Origin of the sequence: Kitasatospora sp. NPDC004614 (assembly GCF_042873675.1) — a bacterium.
In the GTDB taxonomy this organism is placed as follows: domain Bacteria; phylum Actinomycetota; class Actinomycetes; order Streptomycetales; family Streptomycetaceae; genus Kitasatospora.
On sequence record NZ_JBIALR010000001.1, the window covers coordinates 632,462 to 652,593 of the forward strand.

Below are 20,132 nucleotides of genomic sequence, written 5' to 3' on the forward strand. Positions count from 1 at the left end.
TCCCACGGGTGGGCCGCCGATCGAGAACGAGGATTCCCGCATGTTCCAGAAGTCCCAGCCGCCGGCCATCCCCGCCCCGCGCCGCCCGCTCGGCACCGTGCGCCCGCCCGCCCGGACACCCCGGCCGCCGCGCACCCGCCGCGAGCGCTGACCGCCCGGCCCCACTGACCGGCCCGCCCCCGGCCGACCCGTCTCCCGCGGCCGGGGCCGGGCCACCAAACCGCCGCCCGCGGCCGGCCCGCCGAGCCGTCGCCCGCGGCCAGGCTACGGCTCGATCGCCCAGTGGTTCGTCCGCAGCACCCGCCCGGCGAACACCACCTCGCGATCCCCGAGGAGCTCGAACCCGAGCGAGCGGCAGAGTGCGTTCGACGCGCCGTTCGTCGCCCCCGGGAACGCGTGCACCCGGCCCCAACGCCCGTCCGCCCCGGCCGCTTCGAGCACCTCGCCGACCGCCCGCTTGGCCAGCCCGCGGCCCTGGAACTCCGGCAGCACCATCCACCCGATCTCGGTGATCCGTTCGCTGTCCTCCTCGTGCGGCCACAGCGTCACCGTCCCGGCGACCACCTCCGGCCCGGCGCCGTCCGGCACGATCATCCGGACCCACCAGTCGTCCGCCGCCGTCCGCTCGACATCCAGCCGGACCTTGTCGGCCATGCCCTCGGCCGGCAGCGGCCCGCCCAACTCGGCCATCATCGCCGGGTCGCACCGCATCCGGACGTACGCCTCGACATCCCCCGGCTCGACATTGCGCAACCGCATCCCCATGCACCCCTTCCGCTCTGCCCGCAGCTAAGACCGTACCGACCGGGCCCGACGGTCCGTACAGTCCGATCGCATGACGACGGTCACCACTCGCACGGTCCGCTACCCCGCCGACGGCCTGACCATGGTCGGCCACCTCGCGCTGCCCGCCGGCACCGGCCGCCGGCCCGCGGTGCTGATCGGCCCCGAAGGCCCCGGCCTGAGCGACTTTCAGCGCGGCCTGGCCGACGCCCTCGCCGAACTCGGCTACGTGGCACTGCTGTTCGACATCAACGGCGGACGCTGGTTCGCCGACCCGCAGGAGATGCTGGCCCGCGCCCTCCCGTTGCTCGCCGACCCCGAGCGGATGCGGGAGATCGGCCGGGCGGGCCTCGACGTGCTGCTCGCCGAACCGCGCACCGACCCCGAGCGGATCGCCGCCATCGGCTACGGCACCGGCGGCGCCATCGCCCTCGAACTCGGCCGCGCCGGCACCCCGTTGCGCGCCATCGGCACGCTCAACGCCGTCACCACCGGCCGCCCCGGCGAGTCCGCGAACATCCCCTGCCCGGTCTGGGCGGGCGTCGGCTCGGAGGACCCGATCATGTCCGCCGACCGGCGCGAGGCCTTCACCGCCGAAATGCAGGAGGCGGGCGTCGACTGGCGTCTGACCGTCTACGGCGGCGCCCAGCACGCCTTCCACCACCCCACCGTCAACGCCGTCGTGCTGCCCGGCGTCGGCCACCACCCCCGTCAGGCCGACCGCGCCTGGCGCGACATGCTCGCCCTGCTGGCCGAATGCCTGCCCGTCACGGAGTCGGGCGATTCCGGCTCATGAGTGTTTGAGGAAGCGCAGGTAGCACGCGAGGAACACCAGCACGAGGCCGACGTTCACCAGCAGCCGGGGCCAGAAGTGGTCCCGGAAGAACGCGAAGTCCACCCCGACGATCAGGCCGACCATCGCCAGCACGTAGAGCAGCAGGCCCAGCTGTCTTCCCATGCTTCCTTTCTACTGCGCCGGGCCGCGCGGGGGGAGGGCAGGCTCCGAGCGGTCCCGGAACGCCGGGTAGCCGGGCAGCTCGGGCACGTCCCACCCCGCGGCGATCTCGGAGAGCAACAGCCGCATGGTGGCGGTGAAGGCCGGGTACCCCGTCAGCTCGAGCGCGCTCGTCCAGCGGTGCCGCAGCACCTGGCGGCGGGTGGGCACCGGCCGCCGGGTGCGGTGCGTCCACCCGTCCTCGGGCAGCGAGCGGCGCAGCAGGTGCACCGTCGTGTCGACCGTCCAGACCACCACCGCCTGTGCCATCCCGGCCTGCCAGTGCGTCTCCTCGGCCAGTTCCGGATACTGCGTCACCACCTCGGACCGGTAGGCCTCCTCGATCCGCGGGGCCAGGTCGGCCGGCAGCCGGTGGACGCACCAGCAGCTGGAGAACGGCATCCGGCAGTAGGCGGCGGTGAGGAAGACCGACTGGTAGCCGGCCGCCTCGAAGTCGATCAGCCGCAGGCCTTCCGCGGTGATCAGGTTGTTGTCGGGGCAGGTGTCCCCGGGGGTGAAGCCGGGGTACCGCTCGCCGCCGGCGGTGCCGATCGCGGTGAGCTCCTGGGCGAGCCCGGGCGGGGCGGTCAGGCCGCACTCGGTGAGCAGGTCGAGGAAGGCGTCGGCGTTCTGCAGCTGCCACGGCTCGTCCTCCCAGCTCGGCAGGCCCTGGGTGTGCTGTTGCCAGAGGGCCGCGAACTCGGCGCGCCGCGGCAGCGAAGAGGCCGCGAGCCGGCCCAGTCCGCGTGCCCACTCCAGCAGGCCGCGCTCGGCGGCCTTCGGATCGGTGCCCAGCAACAGGTCCGCCAGGGTGGGCGCGTCCCCGAGGTCCGCCATCACGAGCAGCCGCCGCTCGACGTCCGCGGCGAGCAACTCCGGTCCGGCCAGGCCGAGTGAGAGCCCGGCCGTCTCGCCGGTGTAGGCGCGCCGTGCCTCGGGCCCGTCGGCGAACGCCTTGACGATCACGCTGCCGCCGGTGGCCGTCCGGCAGCGCAGTACGGTGCTCCGCGAGCTGCCGCCGAGATCGACAGGGTCCCGGAGGGGCTGGCCCAGCAGCGCGCCCGCGGCGCGGATGATCTCGTCCACCCCGGCATCCTGCCAGCGCGCAGGTCCGGGCTCGACCCGATTTCGGTCCGGCTGTAGTTTCCCCAGGCGCTCCGCCGCGCCGTCCGTCCCCGCCCAGCCGTGATCAACGCCCAGGAGTACCACGTGAGTCAGACCGGCACGCTGTCCCCCGACGACCTTCAGGAGGAAACCACCCCCGACCGTCGGCCCTGGCTGGTGCGACGAGGGTTACTCCTCGAGTCCGGCCCCCAGCGCAGGCTGGCACTCGGGGGTTTCATCAACCAGCTCGGCACCGCGGCCTTCCTGGCCACGGCGCCGCTGTACGCCCTGCGGGTGATCGGCCTGCCGATCGGGCAGGTCGGCCTCGGCCTCGGGGTCGCCGGCGTGGTCGGCCTGCTCGCCGGCCCGCCCGTCGGGCACCTCGCCGACCGGCGCGGCCCGCACGGCGTCTTCCTGGTCACCCTGCTGATCCAGGCCGTGGCCATGGTGTCGCTGCTGTTCGCCCACTCGTTCGTGGCGTTCATGGTGGCGGTGGCGGTGACCGACCTGGCCGGTGCCTCGGGGGGTGCGGCACGCGGCCCGATGATCCGCCGGTTCGGCGGTGACGAGGTGCCGAAGTTCCGTTCCTACCTGCGCTCGGTCGCCTTCCTGGCCAGCACCTTCGGCGCGCTGGCCGCCGGTGCGGTGATCCAGCTCGACTCCGGCTCCGCCTACCGGGCGCTCATCCTCGCCAACGCCCTGACCTTCGTCGGCTGCGCGGCCGTCGTGCTCCGGCTGCCCAGGCTGGAGCCGCTGCCGGCCTCGACCGGGTCGGACCGGTGGCTCGCGCTGAAGGACAGGCCGTACATGGCGTTCGTCGTGCTGGACGGCGTCCTGTGGATCCAGGGCGAGGTGGTGACCTACGCGCTGCCGCTGTGGGTGGTCCTGCACACCCACGCACCGCGCTGGTTCACCGGCGTCGCGCTCGCCGTCAACACCGTGATGGTGGTCCTCCTGCAGGTCCGCACCAGCCGAGGGATCAAGGGCGGCCAGGTCGCCGGCCGGGCCACCCGGCGCGCCGGGCTGGCGTTCCTGGTCGGCATGGCGGTCATCGCGATGGCCCCGGGCCTGCCCGGCTGGGCCGCCGCGGCGATCATGACGGCCGGCGTCGCCGTCCACACGGTGGGTTCGCTGTGGCACGCGGCCGGGTCGATGGAGCTGCGGTTCCGGCTGGCCCCCGCACACGCGCAGGGACAGTACTCCGGCGTGTTCGGCATCGGCATGGGTCTCTGCTACACCGTCGCCCCCGGTCTGCTCGGCCTGCTCTGCCTGAGCTGGGGCGCCCCCGGCTGGCTGGTCATGGGCGGCGTCTTCGTCGCAGCCGGCCTGGCCATGCCGTTCGTGGTCCGGTGGGCCGGACAGTCCCGGGAACTCAACAGCTGACCTCGCGCACTCGGGCCCGGTCAGGGGCGGACGGCGCCCATGTACGGCATCACGTCCATGTCGACGATCTCGATGTTCTTGCCGGTGCGCGGGGCGTGCAGGAGCTTGCCGTTGCCGATGTAGATGCCGACGTGGTGCAGGTCGTTGTAGTAGAAGAGCAGGTCGCCGGGCTGGATGTCGGCCTTCGCGATGCGCTTGCCCGCGTTCCACTGGTCCTGCGAGACGCGGGGGAGGCCGACGCCGCCGGCCCGGAAGGCGGCCTGGGTGAGGCCCGAGCAGTCGAAGGAGTTGGGGCCGGTGGCGCCCCAGCCGTAGGGCTTGCCGATCTGGGCGTAGGCGAAGTCCAGGATCGCCTTGACCTGGCCGGTGGCGGGGCCGGTGTAGGTCTGGCCGCGGGTCGAACTGCGGGACGCGGCCTGGTTGTTGTCGCCGAGGACGCGGGCCCGGTCGGCGGCCTTGAGGCCGGCCAGGACGCGGCTCGCCTCGGCCAGGTTCTTCTGCACCTCGGTCTTCTTCGCCGCCATGGCGCTGCGGGCCTGCTCCAACTCGGCCAGCTTGTCGGCGGTTTCGGCCCGGTCCTGGTTCATCGACTGCTGGAGCCGCAGCGCGCTGCGCAGCGCGTCGGCCTGCTGTTCGCCGGCCATGTCCTGGAGTCCGGCCCGGCTCAGGTACTCGTCGGGGGAGGAGCTGAGCATCAGCTGCATGCTCGGGTCGATGCCGCCGCCGCGGTACTGGTCGGCGGCCAACGCGCCCAGGGTTTCCTGGAATTTCAGGATCTTCTCCTGCTGTTCGGCCAGCCGGTCCTGCAACTTCCCGGCCTGGTCCTGGAGTTGCTTGGCCCGCTCGTCCACCTTGTTGTACTGCTCGGTGGCCGCCTCGGCGTCCTCGTACAGGGCGTCGACCTTCGCCTTGACCTGGTCGGTGTTGCCGGTGCCGGGCTCGGCCCAGGCCGTGGTGGTGGGCAGCAGGACGGCGGCGCCGGCCGCCGCGCCGAGGACGGCCGTCCTGGTGCGTCCGGCGGGCCGGGGGCGGCGGTGCGTTCCCATCGCGGCGTCTCTCCTCAGAACTCCGGGGGCTGAACTACGAGACAACTTAGTAGTTCAGTAGAACGAGCGGCAAGCCACCCCGCGCCCACTACGATGAGCCGGACCACCCGGTGACCCGAAAAAGGACGGAACGGCAGTGCGCAGACTCGGCGACCTGGAGGCGGAGATCATGGACCGCCTGTGGACCTGGGACCGCCCCGCCACCGTCCGCGAGATCGTCGACGACCTCAACCGCTCCCGGCCGCTCGCGTACACCACCGTGATGACGGTCGCCGACATCCTGTACCGCAAGGGCATGCTGCGCCGCGAGAAGTCCGGCCGGGCCTGGAGCTACCGGCCCACCTGCACCCGCGAGGCGTACAGCGCCGCCCTGATGCGCGACGTCCTCGGCGAGAGCCCCAACCCCACCGGTGCCCTCGCCCACCTGGTCGAACAGCTCACCCCGGCCGAACTCGACGCGCTGCGCGCCGCCATCGACTCCGTCGACCGCGACCAGCCGGGCGGCAACGGCGCACCCGGGAGCGGCCGGTGACCGCCGCGTTCGCGCTGTTCGGGTACGCGCTGCTGGTCGGCGTGCTCGCCCCGCTGCCACTGGCCAGGGCGCGCTGGACGCACCGCGCGCCCCGGCTGGCCGTCGCGCTCTGGCAGGGTCTGGCGCTGTCCTTCCTCACCGCGCTGGTGCTGGCCGTCCACCACGTGGCCGTCCCGGGCGGCCACCTGCACCTCGGGCTGGTCGGCCTGATGCACCTGTGCGGCGTCGACCACCCCGCCGGGCCGACGCTCGACAGCGGCTGGCGGCTGCTGCTGCCCGCCGCGGCCGCGCTGTGGCCGCTCGGTCGGTTCGCCGCCGTGCTGGCCCGCGCCGCCCGGCACCGGCGCCGCCACCGCACGGTGCTCGACCTGGTCGCCGCCCGCGACCCGCGGCTCGGCGCGCACGTCCTCGACCACCACATCCCCGCCGCGTACTGCCTGCCCGGCCGCCGCTCCCGGATCGTGCTCACCCGCGGCGCCCTCGACGTCCTGACGGACGCTCAACTCGCCGCCGTCCTCGCCCACGAGCGCGCCCACGTCACCGGCCGCCACCACCTGGCCCGCACCGCCGCGGACGCGCTCGCCGCCGCGTTCCCGTTCCTCCCGCTGGCCCGCCTCGCCGCCCGGGAGACCCCGCTGCTGCTGGAGATGGCCGCCGACGACCGGGCCGTGCGCCGCCACCCGCGCGCCGTGCTCGCCGCCGCCATGTACCGGGTGGCCGGCGGCCAGGTCCCGCAGGCCGCGTTCGCCGCCGGCGGCCCCGCCGCGCTGCTCCGGGTCCGCCGCCTGCTCGCCCCCGCCACCGCCCCGCACCCCGCGCTGCGCGCCGCCGCCGCGCTCACCACGGCTGCCGCGCCCGTCCTGCCGCTGCTGTTCACCTGCGGTCCGGTGCTGCCCTGAACGCGGGGAAGCCGCTGCCCGCCCCGGACGGACCGGGACGGGCGGCTTCCGGTGACCGCACCGGGCCTACATCGGCTTCGGCTTGATCATCGCGAACGGCGCGCCCTGCGGGTCGGCGACCACCGTCATCCGGCCGGCCATCATGTCGAACGGCGGGACCAGCACGGTGCCCTTGCGCTTGGCCAGCGCGTCCACGGTGGAGTCGACGTCGTCCACCGCGAAGTACGTCAGCCAGTGCGCCGGAGTGCCGGGCGGGTCGTTCTTGAGCAGCGTGGCACCGCCGACCGCGCGGCCGCCGACCTCCAGCGCCCAGTAGTCCTTCGCGCCTTCCATCGGCTTGATCTCGATGCCGAACGCCTCGCCGTAGAAGGCGGTGGCCGCCGGGATGTCGCTGGTGTGCAGCTCGTTCCAGACCACCGCGCCGGCCTCGTTGACCACCTTGGCGCCGGCGAACTCAAGGGCCTGCCATACGCCGAACACCGCGCCCTGCGGGTCCTGGGCGATCAGCATCCGGCCGAGCTTGCCGACGTCCATCACCGGGGCCAGCAGCGTGCCGCCGGCCCGGACGATCGCGTCCTGGGTGGCCTGCGCGTCATTGGTGGCCAGGTAGCCGGTCCACACGGTGGGCGGTTCCGGCTGGCCCTCGGGCGCCATCGCCGGGCCGATCCCGGCGACGGCCTTGCCGTTCAGCTCGCAGACCGCGTACCCGCCGAACTCGGCCGGGCCGGGCTTGCCCTGCCAGCCGAACAGGTCGCGGTAGAAGTCCAGCGCCGCCTGCTGGTTCTTCGCCATCAGATCGACCCAGCACGGGGTGCCGGTCTTGTACGGTTCGGTGACTTCGGGCATCTCTCGCTCTTTCCGGTGAGGCGTTCCGGTGCTCCCCCGCAAGTCACCCTCGCCGCGCGGCCCGCGATCCGCCACCGGAGGGCGCACCCGCCGGGCGGGTGCGGCGGCGGGGCCGTGCCGGGGATGGGCCGTCCGGGGGAGTGCCGGGCGTGGGGGCCGGACCGGTGGATCGCGCCGGTGCCTACCGTGGCGGGCATGTGGCACGACATGTTCCAGGCGGGGATCTCGTACGGCGAGAAGACGCTGCGCACCGTGCTGGTGTACCTGGCGCTGCTCGCACTGCTGCGGGTGGTCGGCAAGCGCGGGCTCGCCCAGCTGAACACCTTCGACCTGGTGGTCATGCTGCTGCTGTCGAACGTGGTGCAGAACGCGGTGATCGGGAACGACAACTCGTTGGTCGGCGGCCTGTACGGGGCGCTGGTGCTGCTGGTCACGGACTGGGTGCTGGTGAAGCAGGCGGCCCGCTGGGACTGGTTCAACCGGCTGCTGGACGGGACGCCGACGGTGCTGGGCCAGGACGGCGGGTACGACCTGCGGGCGATCACCCGGGAGGGCATCCGGGTGCCCGACCTGGACGTGGCGATCCGGCACCAGGGCGGCGACGGGGTCGAGGAGACCTCGCTGATCGTGCTGGAGCCGGGCGGCACCCTGCTGGTGAAGCTGAAGGACGGCGACCAGGTCGCCGACAAGAACGACGTGGCGGCGATCAGGGCTGCGCTGGCCGCCATCGAGTCCCGGTTGCCGGCCGCGCGGTGAGTGTTTTGTCCCGGTTTGCGGCGGTACCGGCGAGACATTGACGAATCCTTAACGGCAGCCTTTGCGGCCGAAATGCCTTCGATTCGATCATCTGCATGGCCTCTGGCCTGCGGAAATGCGGGAAATCCAGTCATCGGACAGACTGCTTGTCTTAACGGCAGGGGCGCATACGCTCCCGTGCTGTGTTCAACCTCCCCCAGGCGCTCAAGCGCCTTGTGATCGGCCGGGCCATGCGCAGCGAGGAGCTCGGCGAGACGCTGCTCCCCAAGCGGCTCGCGCTGCCGATCTTCGCGTCCGACCCGCTCTCCTCGGTCGCCTACGCGACCGGCGAGATCCTGCTCGTCCTCACCGTCGGCGGCACCGCCTTCCTCTACCTCACCCCGTGGGTCGCCGCCGGCGTGGTCGGACTGATGGCCGTGGTGGTGATGTCCTACCGGCAGGTGGTGCACGCCTACCCGAGCGGCGGCGGCTCGTACGAGGTGGTCTCCCGCAACCTCGGCGCCAACTCCGGCCTGGTGGTGGCCGCTTCACTGCTGGTCGACTACGTGATGACGGTCGCCGTCTCGGTGGCGTCCGGCGTCGACAACATCATCTCCGCGTTCGGCTCGCTCGCCGACCACCGGGTGGCGCTGGCCGTCGGCTTCGTGGCACTGCTGACCGCGATGAACCTGCGCGGCGTCCGCGAATCCGGCCGGGCGTTCGCCGCCCCCACCTACCTGTTCATCGGCGGCATCCTGCTGATGGTCGTCACCGGCCTGATCCGGCTCGCCTTCGGCGACAGCCCGCAGGCCCCCACCGCGGCCCTCGGCGTCACCGCCGTGGACGGCAAGGACACCCTGCAAGGGCTCGGCCTGCTGATGCTCGGCCTGCGCGCCTTCGCCTCCGGCTGCACCGCGCTCACCGGCGTCGAGGCGATCTCCAACGGCGTGCCCGCGTTCCGCGCCCCCAAGTCCCGCAACGCCGCCGCCACCATGGCTGTGATGGGCATCGTCGCGGTGGTGATGTTCGCCGGCGTCACGCTGCTCGCCCTCACCTCGCACGTCCACTACGTCGAGGACGCCTGCCAGTTGACCGGCCTCGCCGGGGACTGCCACACGTACACCCAGCAGACCGTGATCGCGCAGCTCGCCGCGACCGTCTTCGGCGGCTCCGACACGCTGCTGTTCTACTTCATCCAGGCAGTGACGGCACTGGTGCTGATCCTGGCCGCGAACACCGCGTTCAACGGGTTCCCGCTGCTCGCCTCGATCCTCGCCCAGCACCGCTACCTGCCCCGGCAGATGCACACCCGCGGCGACCGGCTGGCCTTCTCCAACGGCATCATCGCGCTCGCGGTGGTGGCCGGCGGGCTGCTCTGGTTCTACAAGGCGGACGTCACCAGCCTGATCCACCTGTACATCCTCGGCGTGTTCACCTCCTTCACGCTCTCCCAGATCGGCATGGTCCGGCACTGGAACCGGGCGCTGGCCGAGGAACGCGACCCGGCGGTCCGGGCCGCCGCGCAGCGCTCCCGGCTGATCAACGGGCTGGGCGCCGTCACCACCGCGCTGGTGCTGGTCATCGTCCTGATCACCAAGTTCACCCAGGGCGCGTGGCTGGCCGTGGTCGCCGCACTGCTGCTGTGGCTCACCATGCGGGGCATCCGCCGGCACTACGACCACGTCGCGGCGGAACTCGCCGTCGAGGACGTCGCCGCGGAGAGCTCCCGCCCCCGGCAGGTGCACGCCGTGGTGCTGGTCTCCAAGCTCCACAAGCCGACGCTGCGGGCCCTGGGCTACGCGGAGGCGTTCCGGCCGGACACCGTCGAGGCGGTCACGGTGGACGTCGAACCCGAGGCGACGGGTGAGCTGCGGGCGCAGTGGGACGCGAGTGGTCTGGACGTTCCGCTGCGGGTCCTGGAGTCGCCGTTCCGCGAGATCACCAAGCCGGTGGTCACGCACGTGCGGGAGCTCAAGGAGGCGTGGCCGGGGGACGCGGTGGCCGTGTTCATCCCCGAGTACGTGGTGGGCCGGTGGTGGGAGAACCTGCTGCACAACCAGTCCGCGCTGTGGCTGAAGAGCCGCCTGCTGTTCACGCCCGGCGTGATGGTCATATCGGTGCCGTGGCAGCTGACCTCGGCGAACCGGCGCGGCGACCGGCTCGCGGCGAGCGCACCGGGCGCGGTGCGCCGGGGCGAGGGGCGGTAGTACCCGCGGAGGAGCCCCCGTACCGCCGGGGGCTCAACTCGCGCGCGGGGCTCAGGCCCCGCCGCGCCCCGTCGCCAGCTCGGCGATGAGCGACAGCGCGTCGTACTCGGCCAGTTCGGAGCGCAGCGCGTGCGCCCGCTCGCGGAAGGCCGGGTCGTCCAGCACCTTGTCCACGGCGGCGCTCAGCTGCTCGGCGCTCGGGCGGGCGGTGCGCAGATTGACGCCGGTGCCGCTCCACTCGACGCGGGCGGCGACCTCCGGCTTGTCCTCGGTCTCCCCGGCGACCACCAGCGGGACGCCGTGCCCGAGTGCCGCCTGGACGCCGCCGTAGCCGCCGTTGGTGACCAGCAGGTCGGCGAACGGCAGCAGGGCGTCGAAGGGGATGTAGCCGGTCGCGACGGCATTGGTGGGAAGCCCTTGTAGATCGGACAGCGCGTCGTGCAGCGCCTGCGCACCGTCCGGACGGGCGGTGGCGGCCACCACCAGGAGGTCCCGGCGTTCGGCGAGGGCCCGCACGGTGGGCGCGGTCAGTTCGGTGAGGTCGACGTTGGCCAAGGTGCCCTGGGTGACCACGACGACCCGGCGGCCCGCGGCGCGGGCCCAGGACAGGGCGGGCCACCACTCGGGCTGCCACGGGTCGCGGCCGGCCGGCAGCGGAAGGGCACCGACGAAGGAGACGTTGGCCGGCAGATCGCTGCGCGGATACTCGAAGCCGGGAACGGTCAGTTGCAGGTAGTGGTCGGCGGCCTCGGCCCGGACCCGCCCGCTGGGCCCCGCGGGCAGCCGCACCCCGGCCGCCGCGAAGACCCCGGACAGGTATGCGTGGACCGGCCGGGTGCGCTCCTCCAGACTCTCCGCCAGCACGGCATACCGGGCCCGCTCCTCCTCGTCGACCGGCGGCAGGAGGCCGAGCAGGTGCGGGGCGGTGTCCCTGCTCGGCACGCCGAGTGGGGAGACGCTGATGCTCAGGACGGTGGGCCGGTCGGCGGCGGGCTGGGAGAGGGCCAGTGCCACGCCGCCCAGGAAGAGGTTGTCGTGGATGACGGCACTGGCCGGGAATTCCGCCAACAACTGCCGCAGAGACCGGAGTTGAGCGGGCAGCGGGTCACCGAAGACATGCATGACATCCCAGGCCACCCGCGCAGGACCGGGCGGCACGGACCGGCGGGCCGGGAAGCTCGCGTCGAAGTCCCGCTCGTCGTAGTCGGCCTCGGGCGGCAGCGGATGGAACACCGCACCGGCGGCCCCGGCCCGCTCGGCGAAACGCGCGCCACCGAGGAAGGCCACCTCGTGACCGAGGTCGACGAGGTGGGCGGCGATCCGCAGCAACGGGCCGGTGTGTCCGGTCACGGGTGTGGCGGCGACGAGGATCCTGCTCATCGGGTTTCAGCTCCTGGAAGTCGGAGTGGACATGGAAAGCGAGGCCGGAGCACGCCCCCGGAGGGCGCAGACCACGGCAGGGCCGGGCGAGGGACAGCCAGTCTCGGAGGCAGGACTCGACACTTGGTGAACACGGCGGGGCAGGGCCCGGAAAGTCCGCCATCGCCGGCTCGCTCGCAGCAAGAGCGGTGGGGCGGCCGGGTGAAGAAGCGCGCGGAGGGAGCCCGGCGGCTGCGGGTCTTCGTGCTGGACCGCGAGGCCCTGTCGCTCGCGGTCCGTGGTGATCGCATGATGATCGCCCGGCTCGATCTCGCTGCCCGCGGCGAGGCGGAGATCGTCACCTCGCCCATGACTCTGGTCGAGGCGTACGACGCGCGGACCACGGAACAGCGCTGGGACTGGGTGCTGTCCCGGGTGAACGTCGCCGAACTGGGCCGGGACGAGGCGCGGCAGGCACGTCGGCTGCTCGCGGGCGCCGGCCTGCGCGGGCACAAGTACGCGATCGACGCCATGCTCGCGGTGGTGGCGCTCGGGCAGCGAGGCCAGGTGACGGTGTTCACGTCCGAGCCGGAGGATCTGGAGAGGCTGCTGCCCGACCACGTCGTGGTGGTGAAGGTCTGACAGGTCCCCGCGCCCCTGGTGTCGCTTCCCCGTTTGCTCAGATTTTCCCGGGTTGTCACGTTCCCGATGCTTATGGTTGACCGCCGGGGAACCCAGGACGAGGACCGTATGGCCATGATCACCGATTCCGAGCCCGCGTTGTTCCGTGCCCGCCCTGCGGGCCCGCCTCGGACGTTGGTGGATGTGTTGGCGGCGACGGCGGCCGCGTTCCCGCAGGAGCCCGCGTTGGACGACGGGCGGCAGGTGTTGGGTTATGCCGCGTTGCTGGGCGAAGTGGAGCGGGTGCGGGGGCAGTTGGCGGGGGCCGGGGTCGGGTTGGGGGACCGGGTCGGGGTGCGGGTGCCGTCGGGTACGAACGAGCTGTACGTGGCGATCCTGGGGGTGCTCGCGGCGGGGGCGGCGTACGTGCCGGTGGACTTCGAGGATCCGGACGAGCGGGCCGAGCTGGTGTTCGGCGAGGCGGACGTCAACGCGGTGATCGGGGCGGACGGGCGGCTGGAGAAGGTGAAACCGTCGGGCCACGAGGCCGTCCCGCCGGGGCCGGAGCACGACGCGTGGATCATTTTCACGTCCGGTTCGACGGGGAAGCCCAAGGGCGTGGCGGTGACGCACCGCAGTGCGGCGGCGTTCGTGGACGCCGAGGCGGCGATGTTCCTGCAGGAGGAGCCGATCGGGCCGGGGGACCGGGTGATGGCGGGGCTGTCGGTGGCGTTCGACGCGTCCTGCGAGGAGATGTGGCTGGCGTGGCGGCACGGCGCGTGCCTGGTGCCGGTGCCGCGCGCGCAGGTGCGCAGCGGCGCGGACCTGGGGCCGTGGCTGGCCGAGCAGGAGATCACCGTCATCTCCACGGTGCCGACGCTGGCCGCGCTGTGGCCGGCCGAGGCGTTGAACGAGGTGCGGCTGCTGATCTTCGGCGGTGAGGCGTGCCCGCCGGAGCTGGCGGAGCGGCTGGTCACCGAGGGCCGCGAGGTGTGGAACACGTACGGCCCGACCGAGGCGACCGTCGTCGCGTGCGGGGCGCTGCTGAGCGGTGCGGCCCCGATCCGGATCGGACTGCCGCTGGACGGCTGGGAGTTGGCGGTCGTCGACGAGGCGGGCGTGCCGGTGCCGATGGGTGGCAGCGGGCAGCTGGTGATCGGCGGGGTCGGTCTGGCCCGGTACCTGGACCCGGTGAAGGACGCCGAGAAGTACGCGCCTCTCACCTCGCTGGGCTGGGAGCGGGCGTACCGCAGCGGCGACCTGGTGCGGGCGGAACCCGAGGGGCTGGTGTTCCTCGGGCGGGCCGACGAGCAGATCAAGCTGGGCGGCCGGCGGATCGAACTGGGCGAGGTGGACGCGGCGCTGCAGGCGCTGCCCGCCGTGTCCGGTGCGGCGGCGGCCGTGCGGACGGCGCGCGGTGGCAATCAGCTGCTGGTCGGATACCTGGTGGCTCAGGAGGGGTTCGACCGCGAGGCTGCGGTGGCGCGGCTGCGGGCCGAGCTGCCCGCCGCGCTGGTGCCGCTGCTGGCCACCGTCGAGCACCTGCCGACCCGGACGTCCGGCAAGGTCGACCGGGACGCGCTGCCCTGGCCGCTGCCGGATCTGGAGACGTCCGGCCCGGCCGAGCAGCTGTACGGCACGGAGGCGTGGCTGGCCGAGCAGTGGGCGCAGATCCTCGGCACCCCGGTGCGAAGTGCAGGCGACGACTTCTTCGCGATCGGCGGCGGCTCGCTCGCCGCCGCCCAGCTCACGACGCTGCTGCGCGGCCGCTACCCGGCGGTGTCGGTGCTCGACATCTACCAGCAGCCGACGCTGCGCAAGCTGGCCCGGCTGCTGGAGAAGTCCGCGCAGTCCGGGGGCGAGGTGCGCACCGTCGAGCCGACGCCACGCCGCGCCCAGGCCCTGCAACTGCTGCTGATGCTGCCGCCGGTCACCCTGATCGGCCTGCGCTGGTCGCTGCTGCTGGCCGTGCTCGGCACCGTGCTGCACCTGGTCGGCGACTACCCGTGGGCCCCGACCGCGCCGTGGTGGCTGCTGCTGGCCGGTGTGGCGCTGCTCTACTCGGCGCCCGGCCGGCTGGCGATCGCCGCCGGCAGCGCCCGGCTGCTGCTGCGCGGCGTCCGCCCCGGCACGTACCCGCGTGGCGGCAGCGTGCACCTGCGGCTGTGGGCCGCCGAGCGGATCGCCGAGGCGTCGGGGGCGGTGCAGCTGTCCGGGTCCTGGCTGGTGCGGTACGCCCGGGCACTGGGTTGCCGGGTCGCCGCGGACACGGACCTGCACTCGCTGCCGCCGGTGACGGGCCTGCTGCGGCTCGGCAAGGGCTGCGCGATCGAGAACGAGGTCGACCTGTCCGGCTACTGGCTGGACGGCGACCGGCTGGAGATCGGCGCGCTGCGGATCGGCGCGGGCGCGGTGGTCGGCACCCGGTCGACGCTGCTGCCCGGAGCGAAGATCGGCAAGCGGGCCGAGGTCGCGCCCGGCTCCGGCGTCACCGGGCACGTTCCGACCGGCCAGCGCTGGGCGGGCGCGCCCGCCGTGAAGACCGGCAAGGCCGAACGCGGCTGGCCGAAGGAACGCCCCCGCCGTTCGGCCCGCTGGGCGGCCGTGTACGGCGCGACCGGGTTCGTGCTGTCCGCGCTGCCGCTGCTGTCGGCACTGCCCGCGCTGCTGATCGCGAGCCGGTTCGTCCACCCCGGCGACGGTCTGGCGGAGGCACTCAAGGGCGCGCTGCTCGCTCTCGTCCCGGCCACGCTCGCCTACGGGCTGGCGTACGCCGCGAAGGTGCTGATCGGGGTCCGCCTGCTGTCGCGGGGGCTGCGCACCGGGTACCACCCGCTGCACGGCCGGGTCGGCTGGCAGGCGTGGACCGTCAGCCAGTTGATGGACCTGGCCCGGGAGACACTGTTCCCGCTGTACGCGGCACTGATCACCCCGGTGTGGCTGCGGCTGCTCGGGATGCGGATCGGCAAGGGCGCCGAGGTGTCCACCGTCCTCGCGCTGCCCAGTCTGACCACGGTCGGCGACGGGGCGTTCCTCGCCGACGACACCCTGATCGCCCCGTACGAACTGGGCGGCGGCTGGGTGCGGATCGGGCGGGCCGAGATCGGCGAGCGGGCGTTCCTCGGCAACTCCGGGATGACCGCGCCCGGCCGGGCCGTCCCTGACCGGGGGCTGGTCGGGGTGCTGTCGGCGACGCCGAAGAAGGCCAAGCGCGGCAGCTCCTACCTGGGCATGCCGCCGGTCAAACTGCCCCGGGCCGCCGACACCGCCGACCTGGCGCTCACCTACGAACCGCCGGCCCGGCTGCGCTGGGCGCGCGGCCTGACCGAGCTGGGCCGGATCGTCCCGGTGTTCGCCTCCGCCGCGCTGGCCGTGCTCACCGCCGCCGCGCTGTGCGCGCTGGACCAGCCGCTGCTGTCCGGGCTGGTGCTGCTGGCCGCCGGGCTGGTGGCCTGCGTGGTCTCCGCCGCCGCGAAGTGGCTGCTGGTGGGCCGGTTCCGGGCGGTCGAGCACCCGCTGTGGTCCGGGTTCGTCTGGCGCAACGAGCTGGCCGACACCTTCACCGAGGTGCTCGCCGTGCCCTGGCTGATCGGCCGGGCCGCCGGCACACCGGTGATGACGCTGTGGCTGCGCTCGATCGGCGCGCGGATCGGACGCGGCGTGTGGTGCGAGAGCTACTGGCTGCCCGAGGCCGACCTGGTCACCCTCGGGGACGGGGTGAGCGTCAACCGGGGCTGCGTGCTGCAGACGCACCTCTTCCACGACCGGATCATGCGGCTGGATACTGTGGAGCTCCGAGCGGGCTCCACGCTCGGCCCGGGCGGGATCGTGCTGCCCGGCAGCACCGTCGGCGAACGCACCACCCTCGGCCCGGCCTCGCTGGTGATGCGCGCCGAGACGGTACCCGCCGACACCCGCTGGCTCGGCAACCCGATCGAAGCGTGGCACTCAAGCCAGGAGGAACAGCACCGGTGAGCGGCGATCCCTACTTCCCCCGCCACGGGGACCCGCGCTACCGCGCCCACCGCTACGAACTCGCCCTCGACTACCGGCCCGGCCCCAACCGGCTGGCCGCCTCCGCCCGGATCTCCGCCATAGCGGGCCCGGAACCGCTGCGCGAGTTCACCCTCGACCTGGCCGCGTTCCGGATCGGCAAAGTGCTGGTCGACGGCAGGGCCGCGCACTACGCGCACCGCGACGGCAAACTGCGGATCAAACCCGCCAAGGCCCTCGCCGCCGGAGCGCACTTCACCTGCGAGGTGCAGTGGTCCGGCAACCCGCGCCCGGTCCGCAGCCCCTGGGGCGGCCTCGGCTTCGAGGAGATCGAGGACGGCGCGCTGGTCGCCTCCCAGCCGATCGGCGCACCGTCCTGGTTCCCCTGCAACGACCGGCCCGCCGACAAGGCGGCCTACCAGCTGACCGTCACCACCGCGACGCCGTACACCGTGGTCACCGGCGGCCGGCTGCTCAGCCGCACCACCCGCTCCTCCGCCACCACCTGGGTGTACGAGCAGCCCGCGCCCACCGCGTCCTACCTGGTCGGGCTGGCCATCGCCCCGCTGCGCGAGTTCCCGCTGACCGAACGCGTCCCCGGCACCGTCCCGCAGATCGCCTGGGTGCCGCTGGCGCACCAGGCCGCGTTCGAGCACGACTTCGCCCGGCAGCCGCAGATGATGCGGCTGTTCGAGGAACTGTTCGGCCCGTACCCGTTCGGCGAGTACACCGTCGCCGTGGTGGACGAGGAACTCGACGTCCCCGTCGAGGCGCAGGGCATGGCCACCTTCGGCCGCAACCACGTTGACGGGCAGCGCGGCTGGGAACGCCTGGTCGCCCACGAACTTGCCCACCAGTGGTTCGGCAACAGCGTCACCATCGCCGACTGGCGGCACATCTGGCTGAACGAGGGCTTCGCCAAGTACGCCGAATGGCTGTGGTCCGAGCGCACCGGCGGCCCCACCACGCAGGCCAAGGCCGCCGAGGCCCACCGCCAACTGCGCGGCCTGCCACAGGACCTGGCCATCGGCGACCCCGGCAAGACGAACATGTTCGACGACCGGGTGTACGAACGCGGCGGCCTCACCGTGCACGCGCTGCGCTGCGTCCTCGGCGACGCCGCGTTCTTCCGCCTGCTGCGCGACTGGGCCACCGGGCACCGGTACGGCGTCGTCACCACCGACGACTTCGCCGCGCACGCCGCCCACTACACCGACCGCCCGCTGCGCCCGCTGCTGGACGACTGGCTGTACGTCCGCGCGCTGCCCGACCTCCCCGAGCTCTGACGGTTCGCGACCTGATCTACTGATCCCATGGCCGCGAAGCCAACGTGGTCTTCGAAGTCACCGGAGGAACGAGGAACATGAGCACGCACTACGACGTGGTCGTCCTGGGCGCCGGCCCCGGCGGCTACACCGCCGCTGTCCGCTCCGCCCAGCTCGGTCTGCGCGCCGCCGTGATCGAGGCCAAGTACTGGGGCGGCGTCTGCCTGAACGTCGGCTGCATTCCCTCGAAGGCACTGCTGCGCAACGCCGAACTCGCGCACACCGTGCTGAAGGAGGCCGACCTCTACGGCATCCAGGTCGAGGGCCAGGTCTCCTTCGACTACGGCAAGGCGTTCAGCCGCTCCCGGCAGGTCGCCGACGGCCGGGTCAAGGGCGTCCACTACCTGATGAAGAAGAACAAGATCACCGAGTACGACGGCTGGGGCACCTTCGTCGACGACCACACCCTGCAGGTCGCGCTGTCCGCCGGCGGGTTCGAGATGGTCACCTTCGACCACTGCATCATCGCCGCGGGCGCCACCACCCGGCTGCTGCCCGGCACCTCGCTCAGCGAGCGGGTCGTCACCTACGAGGAGCAGATCCTCACCGAGCAGCTGCCGGAGTCGATCATCATCGCGGGCGCCGGCGCGATCGGCGTCGAGTTCGCGTACGTGCTGCACAACTACGGCGTCAAGGTCACCATCGTCGAGTTCCTGGACCGCATGGTGCCGCTGGAGGACGCCGACGTGTCCGCCGAACTCGCCAAGCAGTACCGCAAGTTGGGCATCCAGGTGCTCACCTCCACCCGGGTCGACGCGATCGACGACTCCGACCCGAACAAGCCGGTCCGGGTCACCGTCACCCGCGACGGCAAGCAGGAGGTGCTGGAGGCCGACAAGGTGCTCCAGGCGATCGGCTTCGCGCCGCGCACCCAGGGCTACGGCCTGGAGGTCACCGGCGTGCAGCTCACCGAGCGCGGCGCGATCGCCGTGGACGGGCGGGGCCGCACCAGCGCCGAGCACATCTTCGCGATCGGAGACGTCACCGCGAAGCTGATGCTGGCGCACGCCGCCGAGGCGATGGCCGTGGTCGCCGCCGAGACCATCGCCAAGGCCGAGACCATGGAGATCGACTTCGTCATGGTCCCGCGCGCCACCTACTGCCAGCCGCAGGTCGCGTCCTTCGGCTACACCGAGGCGCAGGCCCGCGAGCTCGGCTACGAGGTCAAGGTGCAGAAGTTCCCGTTCACCGCGAACGGCAAGGCGCACGGCCTCGGCCAGCCCGTCGGCTTCGTCAAGGTGATCTGCGACAACACCCACGGCGAGCTGCTCGGCGCGCACCTGATCGGCCCCGAGGTCACCGAGCTGCTGCCCGAGCTGACGCTGGCCCAGCAGTGGGACCTCACGGTGCACGAGGTCGGCCGCAACATCCACGCCCACCCGACGCTGGGCGAGGCCGTCAAGGAGGCTATCCACGGCCTCGCCGGCCACATGATCAACATGTAGTCCGAGTCCGTGGCGCCGCCCCGGTTCCCTTCGCTTCGCGGCGGAGGGGGCCGGGGCGGCGCCGCTTTCAGCTCTGCCGGAGCAGCACCGGCAGGCCGGACTCGAGGTGCTCGAAGAGCCGGTCGCCGTGCACGCCCGGCGCGTCGAAGATGTCGTCCTCCTCGTCGCCGCCGGTGCGCAGCACCTCCGGGACGAGGACCTCGGCGGCGGGCGGGGAGGCGACCTCGCGGCCCAGCTCGGTCAGCGCGTACGGCGCGGCGAGCACCGGGCCGGTCAGGGCTCCGCCGATCTCGTCGGGGAAGAAACCGGCCGAGAGGATCGTGACGCCGGCGTGCAGGTCGCCGCCGATCATCACCAGCTTGTCCGTCATGTGGCCGACGAACGCCCCGACCCGGACGCTCCCGCGCACCAGCAGCTTGGCGTCGCCCTCCAGGTGGATCGCCCCCGCCGTCAGATCACCGAGCACGACCAGCGCCGGGCAGCCGTCGTCCACGTTGAGGATCGCGCCGTCCACCGTCAGATCGCCGTCGATGACGAAGCCGGTGCCGTACGGCTCGGTGGCGTCCAGGTCGAGCGCGCCCGGGACGGTCAGGCTGCCCGAGTGGACGTCGTAGGTCTCGTTGTAGAGGTTCTCGTAGCTGCTCAGCGGCAGGCCGCGGCGCTCGAAGAGCGCGACGGATTCGCCCCAACTGCGGGGCGTGGCAGTGATGTTCATGGTGCGGAGTGTGGCACGCGGAGGTGACGGCCGAGGCTTCGGAGCGCTCTCGGAGCGGGCTCGGAGCGGGCCCTGGTGTTCTTGTCTCACACCGCACCGGCCGACCGGACGGGCGGAGGGAAACCAGACAGAGGAGCACATCATG

The 20,132-nt window shown here is 72.9% G+C and carries 17 protein-coding genes; 10 read left to right on the plus strand and 7 right to left on the minus strand.

Going from position 1 to position 20,132, the window contains the following annotated elements:
- Nucleotides 1-264 precede the first annotated feature (264 nt).
- Nucleotides 265-759 carry a GNAT family N-acetyltransferase gene (locus ACFYST_RS02655; protein WP_387859379.1) on the minus strand — a complete coding sequence of 165 codons (495 nt, stop codon included), beginning with the start codon at nucleotides 757-759 and terminating at the stop codon, nucleotides 265-267.
- 76 nt (nucleotides 760-835) lie between these two features.
- Here ACFYST_RS02655 and ACFYST_RS02660 point away from each other — a divergent pair, with 76 nt between their 5' ends.
- Nucleotides 836-1,579 (plus strand): dienelactone hydrolase family protein, encoded by a 744-nt coding sequence (locus tag ACFYST_RS02660; protein WP_387859381.1) that lies wholly within the window; start codon nucleotides 836-838, stop codon nucleotides 1,577-1,579.
- On the opposite strand, the gene ACFYST_RS02665 is transcribed toward ACFYST_RS02660, so the two are convergent.
- Both ACFYST_RS02665 and ACFYST_RS02670 read right to left on the minus strand, forming a co-directional pair.
- Complete coding sequence (locus ACFYST_RS02665) at nucleotides 1,574-1,741, minus strand: hypothetical protein (protein ID WP_387635361.1); 168 nt, start codon at nucleotides 1,739-1,741, stop codon at nucleotides 1,574-1,576. The two genes, ACFYST_RS02660 and ACFYST_RS02665, sit on opposite strands and share 6 nt — an antisense overlap.
- A 9-nt stretch (nucleotides 1,742-1,750) precedes the next feature.
- The gene (locus ACFYST_RS02670) at nucleotides 1,751-2,863 is read right to left on the minus strand and encodes a hypothetical protein (RefSeq protein WP_387859383.1); all 1,113 of its coding nucleotides are present in this window, start codon (nucleotides 2,861-2,863) and stop codon (nucleotides 1,751-1,753) included.
- A gap of 123 nt (nucleotides 2,864-2,986) precedes the next feature.
- Here ACFYST_RS02670 and ACFYST_RS02675 point away from each other — a divergent pair, with 123 nt between their 5' ends.
- On the plus strand, nucleotides 2,987-4,264 hold the full coding sequence (locus ACFYST_RS02675) for an MFS transporter (RefSeq protein WP_387859385.1): 1,278 nt from the start codon (nucleotides 2,987-2,989) through the stop codon (nucleotides 4,262-4,264).
- Nucleotides 4,265-4,284: 20 nt separating this feature from the next.
- On the opposite strand, the gene ACFYST_RS02680 is transcribed toward ACFYST_RS02675, so the two are convergent.
- On the minus strand, nucleotides 4,285-5,310 hold the full coding sequence (locus ACFYST_RS02680) for an NlpC/P60 family protein (RefSeq protein WP_387859387.1): 1,026 nt from the start codon (nucleotides 5,308-5,310) through the stop codon (nucleotides 4,285-4,287).
- A 136-nt stretch (nucleotides 5,311-5,446) separates the two neighbouring features.
- Between ACFYST_RS02680 and ACFYST_RS02685 the strand changes: the two genes are divergently transcribed.
- Nucleotides 5,447-5,842: a BlaI/MecI/CopY family transcriptional regulator gene (locus tag ACFYST_RS02685; RefSeq protein ID WP_387859389.1), complete on the plus strand. Its 396-nt coding sequence runs from the start codon at nucleotides 5,447-5,449 to the stop codon at nucleotides 5,840-5,842.
- Nucleotides 5,839-6,741, plus strand: coding sequence for a M56 family metallopeptidase (locus tag ACFYST_RS02690; protein WP_387635347.1), 903 nt, complete (start codon nucleotides 5,839-5,841; stop codon nucleotides 6,739-6,741). Before ACFYST_RS02685 ends, ACFYST_RS02690 begins: the two co-directional genes overlap by 4 nt.
- Nucleotides 6,742-6,807: 66 nt before the next feature.
- Here the strand turns inward: ACFYST_RS02690 and ACFYST_RS02695 are convergent, their stop codons facing one another.
- Nucleotides 6,808-7,587, minus strand: a complete 780-nt coding sequence (locus tag ACFYST_RS02695; RefSeq protein WP_387635344.1) for a VOC family protein — start codon at nucleotides 7,585-7,587, stop codon at nucleotides 6,808-6,810.
- A gap of 195 nt (nucleotides 7,588-7,782) precedes the next feature.
- On the opposite strand from ACFYST_RS02695, the gene ACFYST_RS02700 reads away from it, so the two are divergent.
- Both ACFYST_RS02700 and ACFYST_RS02705 read left to right on the plus strand, forming a co-directional pair.
- Nucleotides 7,783-8,343, plus strand: coding sequence for a DUF421 domain-containing protein (locus ACFYST_RS02700; protein ID WP_387859390.1), 561 nt, complete (start codon nucleotides 7,783-7,785; stop codon nucleotides 8,341-8,343).
- 230 nt (nucleotides 8,344-8,573) lie between these two features.
- The gene (locus tag ACFYST_RS02705) at nucleotides 8,574-10,529 is read left to right on the plus strand and encodes an APC family permease (protein WP_387860071.1); all 1,956 of its coding nucleotides are present in this window, start codon (nucleotides 8,574-8,576) and stop codon (nucleotides 10,527-10,529) included.
- A 51-nt stretch (nucleotides 10,530-10,580) separates the two neighbouring features.
- Here the strand turns inward: ACFYST_RS02705 and ACFYST_RS02710 are convergent, their stop codons facing one another.
- Nucleotides 10,581-11,909, minus strand: coding sequence for a glycosyltransferase (locus tag ACFYST_RS02710; protein ID WP_387859392.1), 1,329 nt, complete (start codon nucleotides 11,907-11,909; stop codon nucleotides 10,581-10,583).
- A gap of 201 nt (nucleotides 11,910-12,110) precedes the next feature.
- Between ACFYST_RS02710 and ACFYST_RS02715 the strand changes: the two genes are divergently transcribed.
- From ACFYST_RS02715 to lpdA, 4 genes are all read left to right on the plus strand, one after another.
- Complete coding sequence (locus ACFYST_RS02715; protein ID WP_387859394.1) at nucleotides 12,111-12,530, plus strand: hypothetical protein; 420 nt, start codon at nucleotides 12,111-12,113, stop codon at nucleotides 12,528-12,530.
- A 114-nt stretch (nucleotides 12,531-12,644) separates the two neighbouring features.
- A complete protein-coding gene (locus ACFYST_RS02720) occupies nucleotides 12,645-16,484 on the plus strand; it encodes a Pls/PosA family non-ribosomal peptide synthetase (RefSeq protein ID WP_387859395.1) in 3,840 nt (1,279 codons plus the stop codon).
- Nucleotides 16,481-17,788 (plus strand): M1 family metallopeptidase, encoded by a 1,308-nt coding sequence (locus tag ACFYST_RS02725; RefSeq protein ID WP_387859397.1) that lies wholly within the window; start codon nucleotides 16,481-16,483, stop codon nucleotides 17,786-17,788. The genes ACFYST_RS02720 and ACFYST_RS02725 overlap by 4 nt, the downstream gene beginning before the upstream one ends.
- A 77-nt stretch (nucleotides 17,789-17,865) precedes the next feature.
- Entirely contained in the window at nucleotides 17,866-19,272 is a 1,407-nt protein-coding gene (lpdA, locus tag ACFYST_RS02730; protein ID WP_387859398.1) for a dihydrolipoyl dehydrogenase, read from the plus strand.
- Nucleotides 19,273-19,339: 67 nt separating this feature from the next.
- Here the strand turns inward: lpdA and ACFYST_RS02735 are convergent, their stop codons facing one another.
- Nucleotides 19,340-19,987 carry a hypothetical protein gene (locus tag ACFYST_RS02735; protein WP_387859399.1) on the minus strand — a complete coding sequence of 216 codons (648 nt, stop codon included), beginning with the start codon at nucleotides 19,985-19,987 and terminating at the stop codon, nucleotides 19,340-19,342.
- Nucleotides 19,988-20,132 lie beyond the last annotated feature (145 nt).

Coding starts and splice junctions, on each gene's coding strand:
- ACFYST_RS02660 (WP_387859381.1), top strand. CDS start 836: ATGACGACGGTCACCACTCGCACGGTCCGCTACCCCGCCGACGGCCTG.
- ACFYST_RS02665 (WP_387635361.1), bottom strand. CDS start 1,741: ATGGGAAGACAGCTGGGCCTGCTGCTCTACGTGCTGGCGATGGTCGGC.
- ACFYST_RS02710 (WP_387859392.1), bottom strand. CDS start 11,909: ATGAGCAGGATCCTCGTCGCCGCCACACCCGTGACCGGACACACCGGC.
- ACFYST_RS02720 (WP_387859395.1), top strand. CDS start 12,645: ATGATCACCGATTCCGAGCCCGCGTTGTTCCGTGCCCGCCCTGCGGGC.
- ACFYST_RS02655 (WP_387859379.1), bottom strand. CDS start 759: ATGCGGTTGCGCAATGTCGAGCCGGGGGATGTCGAGGCGTACGTCCGG.
- lpdA (WP_387859398.1), top strand. CDS start 17,866: ATGAGCACGCACTACGACGTGGTCGTCCTGGGCGCCGGCCCCGGCGGC.
- ACFYST_RS02700 (WP_387859390.1), top strand. CDS start 7,783: ATGTGGCACGACATGTTCCAGGCGGGGATCTCGTACGGCGAGAAGACG.
- ACFYST_RS02735 (WP_387859399.1), bottom strand. CDS start 19,987: ATGAACATCACTGCCACGCCCCGCAGTTGGGGCGAATCCGTCGCGCTC.
- ACFYST_RS02695 (WP_387635344.1), bottom strand. CDS start 7,587: ATGCCCGAAGTCACCGAACCGTACAAGACCGGCACCCCGTGCTGGGTC.
- ACFYST_RS02680 (WP_387859387.1), bottom strand. CDS start 5,310: ATGGGAACGCACCGCCGCCCCCGGCCCGCCGGACGCACCAGGACGGCC.
- ACFYST_RS02705 (WP_387860071.1), top strand. CDS start 8,574: ATGCGCAGCGAGGAGCTCGGCGAGACGCTGCTCCCCAAGCGGCTCGCG.